Raw genomic sequence first — 11,645 nt, 5'->3', positions numbered from 1 at the left:
CAGATCCATGCAGGTAGCGCAGGGTGTATCCCACCAGGGGCGGACCTCCGTCGCCCGGCACCGGTCCCCTGGAACCCCCCACCGCCATGAAACCCCCCACCGCCACGACGCTCTCACGTCCTCTTTAAGGTTGCGACGTATTGGACGCATTGTAGGAACCGCCGCGCGGGGACAGTTCGGCGAGCTGGGCCCGTACCCAGGAGGTCACGTCCGCGGCCGTGGGGTCGGCGGTGAGCGAGGTGAACACCACCGGACGGGCACCGCGGGCCGCGGCCGCGTCCCGGGCCATGACGTCGAGGTCGGCGCCCACCAGGGGAGCCAGATCGGTCTTGTTGGTGACCAGCAGGTCGCTGCCGGTCACCCCCGGCTCGCCCTTGCGGGGCACCTTGTCGCCCCCGGCGACGTCGACGACGAAGATCTGCCGGTCGACCAGCCCGTAGCTGAACGTCGCGGTGAGATTGTCGCCACCGGACTCGACGAGGACCAGGTCCAGGGGGCCGGTGTCGGCCTCCAGGTCCTCGACCATGTCCAGGTTCGCGGTGATGTCGTCGCGAATCGCGGTGTGCGGGCAGCAGCCGGTCTCGACCGCGCGGATCCGTTCGGGATCGAGCACGCCGGCCCGGCGCAGGAAGTCGGCGTCCTCGGTGGTGTAGATGTCGTTCGTCACCACCCCGATGCGTAGGCTCGACGACAGGGACCGGCACAGCGCGGCGACCAGGGCCGTCTTACCGCTGCCCACCGGGCCGCCGACCCCGATCCGCGGCGCCCGCCCCGCACCGGCTGGCTCCGCACCGGCTGGTCCCGCGACGGCCCGCCCGCCGCTTCTCTGGAACTCCTCATGCCCGAGGTGCATCGTCGCGCTTCTCCCGTTCGAGGGGCCCGTCGGTGCTCACGCGGCATGCAGGGCCGGCAGCGCGACGCCGAGCTGGGCCCGTTCGAGGAACGCGCCCGGCCTGGCGGTGAGCTCGGCGGGGGAGGGCTCGGCGCCGGCGCGGACGAGCAGGTCACCCAACGCCGCGATCATCACGCCGTTGTCCGTGCACCGCCGACGGGCCGGTATCCGCAGCCGCAGGCCGGTCTGCTCGCAGCGGCTGGCCGCCAGCGCCCGCAGTCGGCTGTTCGCCGCGACCCCGCCGACGATGAGCAGGTCACCGATCCCGTGGTCGAGGCAGGCACGGACCGCCTTGGCGGTGAGCACGTCGACGACCGCCTCCTGGAAGGAAGCGATCACATCGCCGGCCGGTATGGGGGAGTCGGGATGCGACTCGACCCACCGGGCGACGGCGGTCTTCAGTCCCGAGAACGAGAAGGTGTAGGGCGCGTCCGCCCGGCCGGTCAGCGGCCGGGGGAAGGCCAGCGCCGTCGCATCGTGGCCGACCGCGGCCCGGTCGACCGCGGGACCGCCCGGATAGGGCAGGCCGAGCACCCGGGCGACCTTGTCGAAGCACTCTCCGGCCGCGTCGTCAAGCGTGTCGCCGAGGTGGATGATCGGGTCGCGGGCGAGGTCCCCCACCCGCAGTAGCGACGTGTGCCCGCCGGAGACGATCAGGGCGATGAGGGGATCGGGCAGCGGTTCGCCGTCGACGAGGTCCGCGGCGAGGTGACCGGCGAGATGGTGCACGCCGTAGAGGGGAACGTCGAGCGCCGTGGCGTACGCCTTCGCCGCGGCCACCCCGACGTGCAGGGCGGTGGCGAGGCCGGGGCCGGCGGTGACTGCGACGGCGCCGATGTCCACCGCGGACAGCCCCGCCGAAGACAGCGCCGCGCGCACGCAGGGCACCAGCGCCTGCACGTGGGCCCGGGCGGCGATCTCGGGGACCACTCCGCCGTAGCGGGCGTGCTGGTCCATGCTCGTCGACAGGGCCTCGCCCAGCAGCGTGCCGTTCCGGACGAGCCCCACCCCGGTCTCGTCGCAGGACGTCTCGATGCCCAGCACGACCGGGCCCTGCTCCGGCGGCATCCCCGCGGCCTCCTCGCGATAGTCGGTACCTGCGAGATTACGCCGGTGCGAGGTCCCCGTCTACGGACGGGGCCCTCGCCGAACAGGCGCGGCACCGGCCGGCAAGGGCGGCGTGGTCGGGCTGCAGGGTGAACCCGACGGTGGTGGCGAGCCGGCGCGCGACGTCGTCGAGCAGGTCCGCGGGCACGTCGAGGATCGTGCCGCAGGAGCGGCACCGGACGTGCAGGTGGGCGCCGCCGGTGAGGGCCGCCGCCAGATGGTAGACGGCCGGCCCGTGGTCGGGGTGGACGTGGGTGACCAGGCCGAGGTCGCCGAGGGTCTCCACCGCGCGATAGACGGTGGTGCGGTGCAGGCCCGGGACGATCGTCTCCGCCCGGGCGAAGACGTCGTCGACGGACAGGTGCTCGCTCGTGTCGGCGAGCACCTGGAGCACCGCCCGGCGGGCTGGGGTGACCCGCTCCCCGCGGGCGCGCAACGCGGCGATCCCGGCGGCGGACGGATCGCCACGCCGGCCGTCACGATCCGTCCGACTGTCCTTCACGATCCAGGTGTCCTTCACGATTCACGTGGCACAGTATCCCGCATGACCGTGCTCCCGATCCGCACTGTTGGTGATCCCGTTCTGCGCACTCCGACCACGCTGGTCACGGAGTTCGGCACTGCACTCGGTCGGCTGGTCACCGACATGATCGACACCATGTACGACGCGCCCGGGGTGGGGCTCGCCGCCCCGCAGATCGGGGTCGGGCTGCGCCTGTTCGTCTTCGACGTCGACTACGACCCGCGTGACGAGTCGGTGCCACGGGTGCCACGGGTGGTGGTGAACCCGGTGCTGGAACTCGGCCCGGACCCGGGGCAGCCTGGGGAGGCCCGGCAGCCCGGCGGGACCCAGCAGCACGGCCCGGAGGGATGCCTGTCCGTCCCGGGGCTGCACTTCCCGACCACGCGGGCGCTGGCCGCGCGGGTCCGTGGGGTGGACGTTACGGGGCAGCCGGTCGAGTACGCCGGTGAGGGCCTGCTTGCGCGCTGCTTCCAGCACGAGGTCGACCATCTCGACGGGATCCTCTACGTCGACCGGCTGACCGGGGAGGCGCGCCGTGCCGCCGTCCAGGCGCTGCGCGAGCCGTCGCCGACCCCGGAGCAGGCACGGGCGGCCGGCGAGTACCTGCGGTCGCGGCGCCGGTCGGGCCGGGCCGGTGATGGTCAGGCGCCGGTCGGGTCGGGCCGGTGACGGCCAGGTATCGGTCGGGCCGGGCCGGGTGATGGTCAGGCACCGGCCGGGTCGCGCCGGGGACGGTCAACGGCGGTCGCCGGTCGCCCGACGGGCTATCTTGGTACCCGCCTCGTCCTCGAGGATGTCACCGGCGAGTGCCCGTCCTCGAGGTGTCCCGTCCTCGAGGTGTCCCATCCTGGAGATGCCCCGGTGAGTGAGGAGTGGCTGCGGTGACCGAGGTCTCCGGCGGGCCGTACAAACGGCCGTTCCGGTTCAACATCCAGTGTTCCTCCCCCGCCGAGGTGAGCGCCCGGTCATGGGCCGACCTCGCCCGCCGGGTCGAGGATCTCGGCTACGCGACGTTGACCGTCTCCGACCATCTCGACGAGCAGGTCGCGCCGATCGCGGCGCTGATGGCCGCGGCCGACGCGACGACGACGCTGCGGATCGGCGCGATGGTGTTCAGCAACGACTACCGCCATCCGGTGGTGCTGGCCAAAGAGGCAGCGACCCTCGACGCGCTGTCCGGCGGACGGTTCGAACTCGGCCTCGGAGCCGGCTGGATGACCTCCGACTACTCCCGAGCCGGTCTGCCGCTCGACCCGCCGGGGGTGCGCATCGGCCGGCTTGCCGAGTCCCTCGCTGTCATCAAGGGGATGTTCGCCGACGGGCCGTTCACCTACAGCGGCACCCACTACCAGGTCGCCGGCCTGAACGGGACGCCGAAGCCGGTGCAGCGGCCCCACCCGCCGATCGTGATCGGTGGTGGCGGGCGCCGGCTGCTGACCCTCGCCGCCCGCGAGGCCGACATCATCGGGCTGAACATGAACATGGTCGGCGGAGTGATCGATGCCTCGCTCGGCGCCAACGCGACGACGGCGGCGACCGAGGAGAAGGTCCGCTGGATCCGGGAGGCCGCCGGCGCCCGTTGGGACGATCTCACCCTTCAGGTCCGTATCCACCTCGTCGTCGTCACCGACAACCGCACCCAGGTTGCCGAGCAGCTGGCCGCCGGGTTCGGGCTCACCTCCGAACAGGCGCTCGCGACCCCGCACGCGCTGTGCGGGTCGGTCGACGAGATCGTCGACGACCTCGTCGAGCGCCGCGAGCGCTTCGGCCTCAGCACGATCGGGGTCTCCCTGGACGCGTTGACCGCCATGGCGCCGGTCGTCGAACGCCTCGCCGGCACCTGAGCGGTCCGCCGCCCTCCCCCTTAGCCCTTCCCTGGAGTCGTCGTCCTCCGTCCCGTCCCTGTCGAGGAGCCATCGTTGGTCACGCACATGAAGTGGTGGGGCTGGGGCAAGGAGAGTGTCTCCTTCAGCCACAGTGACAAGCCCGACCTCGCGCCGTTCATCCGCACGCACATCGGGCTCGACATCACCCACCCGCCAGCCCAGCCACCGGCCTTCGCGGACCTGACGATCGCGGACCCCGTGCTGCCGGAGTCGCTGCGCGCCGCGCTCGTCGACGCCGCCGGTGCGGAGCACGTCACCACCGACGCACAGGCGCGGGTCGTGCACGCCTACGGCAAGAGCCTGCGAGACCTCGTCCGGGTTCGTAACCACGACCTCGGCCGGCTGCCCGACGTCGTCGTCTACCCGGGAGACGAGGGGGCGGTCCGGGCGGTGCTGGCCGCGGCGCTGGCCTCGGACGCGGTCGTCATCCCGTTCGGCGGCGGCACCAACATCTCCGGCAGTCTCGAGGCGCCGCGCGCTGAGACCCACCCGGTGATCTCCGTCGACCTCGGCCGGCTCGACCGGGTGCTGGAGATCGACGCCGACGCCCGCCTCGCCCGCATCCAGGCCGGCGCCCTCGGCCCGGACCTGGAGGAGCAGCTGGCCGCGCAGGGCTGGACGCTCGGCCACTTCCCGGACAGCTTCGCCCACTCCACCCTCGGCGGCTGGATCGCCACCCGCTCGTCGGGCATGCAGTCCGACAAGTACGGCGATATCGCGGAGATCACCAGGGCGGTGCGGGTGGTGACCCCTGCCGGGGTACTCGTCACCCGGCCCGTGCCCAGCCAGTCGACCGGCCCGAGCGTGCGGGAGATGATCCTCGGCAGCGAGGGGCGGCTCGGGATCATCACCGAGGCCACCGTGCAGGTGCACCGGGTGCCCGAGCAGCGCGTGATCCTCGGCTACTTCTTCCCGACCTGGGACGCGGCACTGCTGGCCATGCGGGAGATCGCCGCGAGCGAGGCCGCGCCGACGGTTACCCGGGTCTCCGACGCCAACGAGACGCGGTTCTCCTTCGCCACCCGCAAGCGCGGCTCCCTGGCCTCGAGTCTCGTCTCGGCCGGTATGAAGCAGTACCTGCGCCGGGTCCGCAGGTACGACCTCGATCAGATGTGCCTGTCGTTCATTGGCTTCGAGGGTTCACCCGCGCACGTCAAGGCCCAGCGCAAGCTGGTCGGGGCGATCGTCGCGCGCCGGGGCGGGATCTGTGTCGGCACCGGCCCGGGGCAGCTCTACGACCAGAAGAAGTTCGACACCCCGTACATCCGGGACTTCCTGCTCGGCCAGGGCGCGATGGCCGACGTGTCGGAGACGTCGACGTCCTGGTCGCAGCTCGGCCCGCTGTACCGGGGGGTGGTCGCACGGGCGAACAAGGCGTTCGCCGAGATCGGCGTGACCGGTTGGATCATGTGCCACCTGTCGCACTCGTACCACTCCGGGGCCTGCCTGTACTTCACGTTCGCCTACGCCTCCCCGGTGACGCTGGAGGCGATCGGCGGGTACGACACGGTGAAGTCCGCGATCCAGCAGGGCTTCATCGAGCATGCCGGCACCCTGTCCCACCACCACGCGGTCGGTGTCGAGCATGCGCGCTGGCTCGCCGACGACATCTCACCAGCCGGCGTGCGCCTGCTCACGGCGCTGTTCGACGGCATCGACCCGGGCCGCAACCTCAACCCCGGCAAGATCGTCCCAGGGGTGGGCGCCGCCCCGGGCCCGGCAGCTACGGCGGGACCGGATTCGGCGGGCCCGGCAGCTACGGCGGGCCCGGATTCGGTGAGCACGGCCGGGTCCGATCCGCGCTGAGATGCGCACGATCCTCGTCATTGGCATCGGTGCCGGCGACCCCGACCAGCTGACGATCCAGGCCGTCAAGGCGCTGAACCGGGCCGACGTCTTCTTCGTCCTGGACAAGGGGGCGGCGAAGGAGGACCTGGTCCGGCTGCGGCGGGAGATCCTCGACCGGCACGTCGAGGGGAACGGCTACCGGATCGTCGAGGCCCGTGACCCGAGCCGCGACCGGTCCCCGACGGACTACACTGCCGCCGTCGAGGACTGGCATTCCCGCCGGGCCGCGCTGTACGAGCGGATGATGCTCGACGAGCTGGGCGAGGACGGCTGCGGGGCGTTCCTGGTCTGGGGTGATCCGTCGCTGTATGACAGCACGCTGCGCATCATCGACCGGATCGTGGCGCGGGGCGTGGTGCGGTTCGACTACGAGGTGATCCCGGGGATCACCAGCGTGCAGGCGCTCGCCGCCAGCCACCGGCTGATCCTGAACCGGATCGGCGGCCCGGTCGAGATCACGACCGGTCGCCGGCTCGCCGCCGGATTCCCGCCGGGGGTCGACGACGTCGTCGTCATGCTCGATGCCGAGAATACCTTCCTGGCCCTGCCTGCCGACGACGTCGACATCTACTGGGGCGCCTACCTCGGCACCCCGGACGAGGTCCTGCTGCACGGTCCGGTCGCCGAGGTCGGCGGACTGATCGAGCGGACCCGCGCCGAGGCCCGCGAGCGTAAAGGCTGGATCATGGATACCTACCTGCTCCGCCGCCGTCCTGCCGTCTGACCTGTTCTGACTTGCTCTTGCTCTTGTCTTTCCAGAGGGATAAATCGGACACGAAAGGCTCTGGAAAGGCAAGGAGGGCGAGGAGGAAAGGTGATAGCGGCTTCTCGTCAATCTGAAGACCGGGCCGCCGACCAGGGCGGAGACGTCCGTCAGAAGTCCAGCCGGTAGAAGGCCGCCATCCGTCGCAGGGCGGGGGCCAGCGTCGCCACCGCGGCCATCACACGATAGCCCGCCGGCAGCGTCCCGGACCGGTCAAGGTCGAAAGCGCTCATGGTGGTCACGCACCGCAGGCGGGGGTCGATCGCCTCAAGTTCCGCGCAGCTGTCGATGCCCCAGGAGACGGTCGCCCCGGCGGCCTGGATCGCCTTGTTGAACCGCTGCATCCGGATACCGCGTCTGCTGAGGGCGTCGAAGACCAACTGGCCGCCGGGGGAGTGTTGGACGATCCGGCGGAGGACTGCCGTGCCTTCGTCCTCGCGGAGGTACATGGTCAGGCCTTCGGCGACCATCAGCACGGGAAGATCACTCGGTATCTGCGCCAGCCAGGACGGGTCGGTCACGGACGAGCCGAGCAGCGTGTAACCCTGACGCGGTGGGTACAGCTGCCGGCGTAGATCCATCACATCGGGGTAGTCCACGTCGAACCAGCGCACGCCGGGGCCGGGGTCGAGGCGGTAGGCGCGGGCGTCCAGGCCGCAGCCCAGGTGCAGCACGGTGGCTTTCGGATGCGTGGTGAGGAACTCGCGGGTCCACTCGTCGAAGTGCCTGGCCCTGAGCGCGACGAGGGCGTGTTCGCTGCGGCGCAGACCGGTTCTGGTGAAGTCAAAGTCGATCTTTTTGACGGCGTCCAGAGCCATGGTGTCGTGCAGGATGGGGTCAGCCGACCCGGCGTCCAGCGCTCTGCCGTACAGCGTCGCTTTCTCGCCCTGCAGGTGCGGCGTTGGCACGGGTGCCATGCTATGCCCGCGCTATGCCGGTCGTCCCGCGGGACGGCGCAATGCTGCAGCGGGACGCGCAATGCTGCAGGCTGGTTACGACTCTGCTTCACGGTACGGCCCGAATCCGGCGGCTGTACCCCCGACGGGGCAGACTAGGCGGCATGGCGAGTGCGTCCACGACCCCCCCCGACTGCACCGGTGGCCTGCGCCTGCCGGTGACCGCCCCGTCGGCGGAGGGCGAGGTGGTCGAGCTCTGTCGGGAGATGCTCCGCTTCGAGTCGGTTAACCGTGGCAACGGCGACGGCAACGAGCGTCCGATCGCGGAGTACGTCGCGGCGAAGCTCGCGGAGGTGGGCCTCGAGCCGACCCTGCTGGAGTCGGCCCCGGGCCGCACCAGCGTGGTGACCCGGGTGGAGGGGGCGGATCCCTCGCGTGCGCCGTTGCTCGTCCACGGTCATCTCGACGTGGTGCCGGCGGATGCCAGCGAGTGGCGCCTGCCGCCATTCGCTGGCGAGGAGGCCGACGGCTGCCTGTGGGGCCGGGGCGCGGTGGACATGAAGGACATGGACGCGATGACCCTCGCGGTCATCCGCGACATCGTCCGCACCGGCCGCAGGCCACCCCGGGACCTCGTCGTCGCCTTCGTCGCGGACGAGGAGGCCGGCGGTGCCCTCGGGGCGCGCTGGCTCGTCGAGAACCATCCCGACCTGTTCGCCGACTGCTCTGAGGCGATCAGCGAGGTCGGCGGGTTCTCCTACACCGTCTCCGACGACCTGCGCCTTTACCTCATCGAGACGGCGGAGAAGGGCATCGCCTGGATGAAGCTGACCGCGGCCGGCCGGGCCGGCCACGGTTCGATGATCAGCGATGACAACGCGGTGACGGCGCTGTGCGAGGCGGTGGCGAGGCTCGGCCGGCACACCTTCCCGCTGGTCATGACCCCGACGGTCCGGGTGTTCCTGAACTCCCTCGGGGAGGCGCTCGGCATCGAGTTCGACCTGGACGACCTGGAGGCGACCGTCGCGAAGCTCGGCCCGATCGCCCGGATGATCGGCGCTACGCTGCGTAACACCGCCAACCCGACCCAGCTCGAGGCCGGTCATAAGGTCAACGTGATCCCGGGCGAGGCCACCGCCTACGTCGATGGTCGCTATCTGCCCGGTCAGGAGGAGGAGTTCATCCGCCAGCTCGACGAGATCCTCGGGCCGGACATCCGTCGCGAATGGGTCGTCCACGACCAGGCGTTGGAGACCAGCTTCGACGGCGCGCTGGTGGAGGCGATGGCCACGTCGCTGCGCGCCGAGGACCCGATCGCCCGGGCCGTGCCCTACATGCTCTCCGGCGGTACGGACGCGAAGTCCTTCTCCCGGCTCGGCATCCGCTGCTTCGGGTTCTCCCCGTTGCTGCTGCCGCCCGACCTGGACTTCTCCGGCATGTTCCACGGGGTGGACGAACGGGTGCCGCTCGACTCGCTGCGCTTCGGCGTCCGCGTCCTCGACCGCTTCCTGCACGCATCCTGACCCGGACCTCCTGACCCGAACCTGCCGGTACGGCTTGACGAGATGCCACCGTCCGCGCGCGGAGCACCATCCGCGTATGCGTCATCGTTAATGCATGACATGATGGGGGTATGGCTGGCGATCCGCTGTCCAGCATCGGCGTCGGAGCTCCGGTGGGCGTCGGAGTTCCGGTGGGCGCAGACGCGGACCACCCCCCGGCTACCTACGCCTATCTCGTGCAAGCCAGCCGGGACGGCAGTGTGTGGATCGCCGATCGGGCCGAGCCGTCCGGGGGCATCGAGGTCAGCGTGTTGTCCGCGCTGGAGGTCGCCCGGCAGGTTCTGCGTCGCCGGTTCGTGCAGCTGCGGGCCGACGACAGCGCCCATTGGTGCGATCACTGGTTCCGGGCCGACGTCTGGACGGTGGGGCGGCCCCGGCAGGCGGATACCGGCGACGCGGGAGCCGACGCCACCGGAGTCGAGGTGCCGGCCGGATGGGCATTGTCGGGACGGCATCTGCAGACCCGGGGGATCGCTCCGGACGTGGTCGAGGTGCGCACGCCCTCCCAGGTCCGTTGCCAGGTGGGCGGCTGTCAGGTGGGCAGATAACCGGGCAGGCCGCCGGGGCGCCGACGGCGGCGCAGCACCACCCGCCGGGAGCCATCCGGGAACAGCCGCAGGCGTTCGAGCTCCCAGTGGCCGAACTCGGCGTGCATCGTGAGGATCTGGACGGCTGCCCGGCAGTCCGTACCCGGCGGCAGGTACAGCCGCTGGTACTCCAGCTCTACTCCATCCAATGCGGCCTGACCTCGTGGTTGCGAGCGGAGGATGACCGGCTGCGCGTGGCGTGGTGCGGCGTGGGATGGCGACCGATCATCGTGCGGTCCCCCTCTACGTTAACCGTTTCGCCATCTTCTGGAAGGGCTTCTGGAATCGCTCGCGAGATGATGCGGGCCCATGCGCCATGTACCCACCGACGCGCGGCCGGCGGTCAGGGCACGTAGGAGAGGGTGAAGGCCAGCGTCGCGTAGAGGGTCATCGCGGCCGTGGTGGCGGCGAGTGTGAACGTGAAGATCTCCCGCCGGCCGGTGACGAGCGCGGCGACCAGCAGGAACGGGAACGCCCCGTAGACGTACCGCTCGGCGGAGTCCAGGTTGCTGCCGGTCAGCACGGCCGCCAGGACCAGGGCGCTCCACACCGGGTACGACACCGGCAGCCGGCGCGCCATGACCACCAGCCCGACGAGCGCCAAGAGCAGCCACGGCACGTGCAGCGCCGTGCCCAGCTCGCCGGAAAAGGCGCCCCGAGCCGCGTCCCACAGCACTGCCAGCGGGTTCGAGCTGCTGCCGTGACGTGCCGCGTCGCGCTGCAGCGTGAACGGCGCCAGCCCGTCACCGTAGGAGTGCGCCGACCACAGCAGGTAGATGCCGGCGCCGGCCACCGGGGCGAGCACGGCGAGCAGCCGACGCAGCCCATCATGGGCGGTGAGTGTTCCAGCCGTAGGCGTGGTGGTCGGCGTGCTGGAGCTGGAGCTGGGGCTGGGGCTGGGGCCGAGCCGGCGGACGAGCGGCCAGGGCAGCCCCCGGGCCGCCTCGAGAAGTACCGGCACCGCGAGGACCAGACCGAGGGGGCGACACAGGCCGCCGAGCAGACCGGCCACGGCCGCCAGCTCCCAGCGCCCGCTGCGGGCACCGAGGAACACCGCCACGGCCAGCAGCCCGGCGAGTCCCTCGGCGTACCCCATGACCAGGACGAAGGCGGGCGGAGCCAGCGCGGCGAGCCAGATGAGCCGGGTGGTCGCCTCCGGGGCGAACCCCTCGAACCGGGCGAGCCCCACCAGCAGCAGCGCGAAGACCAACGCGCACACGTTGACCACGACCAGGAGCACGACACCGACGTGGGCGTCGGCCCCCGGCAGCTTCGACAACCCCCGCACGAGCAGCGGCAGCAGGGGAAAAAACCGGCGGCTCTCGGCCCCGGCGCCGCTGTACCCGACCTCGGCAATCGTCTGGTACCACCCGGCGTCCCAACCGAGCAGGTCGGTGGTGCTTAGCTGCGCGCCCTGCTGCCCGCGGGCATTGTCGGCGATATACCTGGTCAGCGCCAGCGCCGCACCGACCGCCAGCCGGGCCGCGAGCCAGGCGAGCACGACCTCGCGCAGCTGCCAGCGGTCCTCCCAGCGGGTGGCCGCATGCCGGCCGCCCATGCCGCCACCTACCCGATGATCAT

General features: G+C 71.3%; 12 protein-coding genes. 6 read left to right on the top strand and 6 right to left on the bottom strand.

All coding sequences use genetic code 11. The features are described 5' to 3' along the window. Window positions 1-124: 124 nt before the first annotated feature. Genes ureG through AC08OU_RS07745 form a run of 3 tightly spaced genes read right to left on the bottom strand, consistent with a single transcriptional unit; the run spans window position 125 to window position 2,519 of the window. Complete coding sequence (gene ureG / locus AC08OU_RS07755; protein ID WP_476599717.1) at window positions 125-853, bottom strand: urease accessory protein UreG; 729 nt, start codon at window positions 851-853, stop codon at window positions 125-127. A 36-nt stretch (window positions 854-889) separates the two neighbouring features. Continuing rightward, window positions 890-1,960: a tRNA (adenosine(37)-N6)-threonylcarbamoyltransferase complex transferase subunit TsaD gene (tsaD, locus tag AC08OU_RS07750; protein WP_476599719.1), complete on the bottom strand. Its 1,071-nt coding sequence runs from the start codon at window positions 1,958-1,960 to the stop codon at window positions 890-892. Between the two features lie 37 nt (window positions 1,961-1,997). Then, window positions 1,998-2,519 carry a Fur family transcriptional regulator gene (locus AC08OU_RS07745; RefSeq protein WP_476595010.1) on the bottom strand — a complete coding sequence of 174 codons (522 nt, stop codon included), beginning with the start codon at window positions 2,517-2,519 and terminating at the stop codon, window positions 1,998-2,000. A 24-nt stretch (window positions 2,520-2,543) separates the two neighbouring features. Here AC08OU_RS07745 and def point away from each other — a divergent pair, with 24 nt between their 5' ends. From def to cobF, 4 genes are all read left to right on the top strand, one after another. Further along, window positions 2,544-3,191: a peptide deformylase gene (gene def, locus AC08OU_RS07740; protein ID WP_476599721.1), complete on the top strand. Its 648-nt coding sequence runs from the start codon at window positions 2,544-2,546 to the stop codon at window positions 3,189-3,191. Between the two features lie 212 nt (window positions 3,192-3,403). Next, a complete protein-coding gene (locus tag AC08OU_RS07735) occupies window positions 3,404-4,366 on the top strand; it encodes an LLM class F420-dependent oxidoreductase (protein WP_462203403.1) in 963 nt (320 codons plus the stop codon). Window positions 4,367-4,441: 75 nt separating this feature from the next. After that, on the top strand, window positions 4,442-6,214 hold the full coding sequence (locus AC08OU_RS07730; RefSeq protein WP_476599723.1) for an FAD-binding oxidoreductase: 1,773 nt from the start codon (window positions 4,442-4,444) through the stop codon (window positions 6,212-6,214). 1 nt (window position 6,215) lies between these two features. After that, window positions 6,216-6,980, top strand: coding sequence for a precorrin-6A synthase (deacetylating) (cobF, locus tag AC08OU_RS07725; RefSeq protein ID WP_462187272.1), 765 nt, complete (start codon window positions 6,216-6,218; stop codon window positions 6,978-6,980). Between the two features lie 149 nt (window positions 6,981-7,129). On the opposite strand, the gene AC08OU_RS07720 is transcribed toward cobF, so the two are convergent. Further along, window positions 7,130-7,936: a class I SAM-dependent methyltransferase gene (locus AC08OU_RS07720; RefSeq protein WP_476599724.1), complete on the bottom strand. Its 807-nt coding sequence runs from the start codon at window positions 7,934-7,936 to the stop codon at window positions 7,130-7,132. A gap of 143 nt (window positions 7,937-8,079) precedes the next feature. Here AC08OU_RS07720 and AC08OU_RS07715 point away from each other — a divergent pair, with 143 nt between their 5' ends. Both AC08OU_RS07715 and AC08OU_RS07710 read left to right on the top strand, forming a co-directional pair. Next, window positions 8,080-9,438 carry a M20/M25/M40 family metallo-hydrolase gene (locus AC08OU_RS07715; protein WP_476599726.1) on the top strand — a complete coding sequence of 453 codons (1,359 nt, stop codon included), beginning with the start codon at window positions 8,080-8,082 and terminating at the stop codon, window positions 9,436-9,438. A 110-nt stretch (window positions 9,439-9,548) separates the two neighbouring features. Continuing rightward, complete coding sequence (locus AC08OU_RS07710) at window positions 9,549-10,025, top strand: hypothetical protein (RefSeq protein ID WP_476599728.1); 477 nt, start codon at window positions 9,549-9,551, stop codon at window positions 10,023-10,025. On the opposite strand, the gene AC08OU_RS07705 is transcribed toward AC08OU_RS07710, so the two are convergent. Both AC08OU_RS07705 and AC08OU_RS07700 read right to left on the bottom strand, forming a co-directional pair. After that, window positions 10,010-10,213 (bottom strand): DUF5703 family protein, encoded by a 204-nt coding sequence (locus AC08OU_RS07705; protein ID WP_476595004.1) that lies wholly within the window; start codon window positions 10,211-10,213, stop codon window positions 10,010-10,012. The two genes, AC08OU_RS07710 and AC08OU_RS07705, sit on opposite strands and share 16 nt — an antisense overlap. 194 nt (window positions 10,214-10,407) lie before the next feature. Next, the gene (locus tag AC08OU_RS07700) at window positions 10,408-11,622 is read right to left on the bottom strand and encodes a hypothetical protein (protein WP_476604577.1); all 1,215 of its coding nucleotides are present in this window, start codon (window positions 11,620-11,622) and stop codon (window positions 10,408-10,410) included. Window positions 11,623-11,645: the final 23 nt, after the last annotated feature.

The sequence above is a fragment of the Frankia sp. CcMO1 genome (genome assembly GCF_977945845.1).
Note: the sequence above shows the minus strand (reverse complement) of the source record. Positions and strands in the feature narration are given on the sequence as shown.

What these genes read in the sequence shown, in the direction of transcription:
- ureG (WP_476599717.1), bottom strand. Translation starts at nt 853, where the DNA reads ATGCACCTCGGGCATGAGGAGTTCCAGAGAAGCGGCGGGCGGGCCGTC.
- tsaD (WP_476599719.1), bottom strand. Translation starts at nt 1,960, where the DNA reads ATGCCGCCGGAGCAGGGCCCGGTCGTGCTGGGCATCGAGACGTCCTGC.
- def (WP_476599721.1), top strand. Translation starts at nt 2,544, where the DNA reads ATGACCGTGCTCCCGATCCGCACTGTTGGTGATCCCGTTCTGCGCACT.
- cobF (WP_462187272.1), top strand. Translation starts at nt 6,216, where the DNA reads ATGCGCACGATCCTCGTCATTGGCATCGGTGCCGGCGACCCCGACCAG.
- AC08OU_RS07720 (WP_476599724.1), bottom strand. Translation starts at nt 7,936, where the DNA reads ATGGCACCCGTGCCAACGCCGCACCTGCAGGGCGAGAAAGCGACGCTG.
- AC08OU_RS07715 (WP_476599726.1), top strand. Translation starts at nt 8,080, where the DNA reads ATGGCGAGTGCGTCCACGACCCCCCCCGACTGCACCGGTGGCCTGCGC.
- AC08OU_RS07710 (WP_476599728.1), top strand. Translation starts at nt 9,549, where the DNA reads ATGGCTGGCGATCCGCTGTCCAGCATCGGCGTCGGAGCTCCGGTGGGC.
- AC08OU_RS07700 (WP_476604577.1), bottom strand. Translation starts at nt 11,622, where the DNA reads ATGGGCGGCCGGCATGCGGCCACCCGCTGGGAGGACCGCTGGCAGCTG.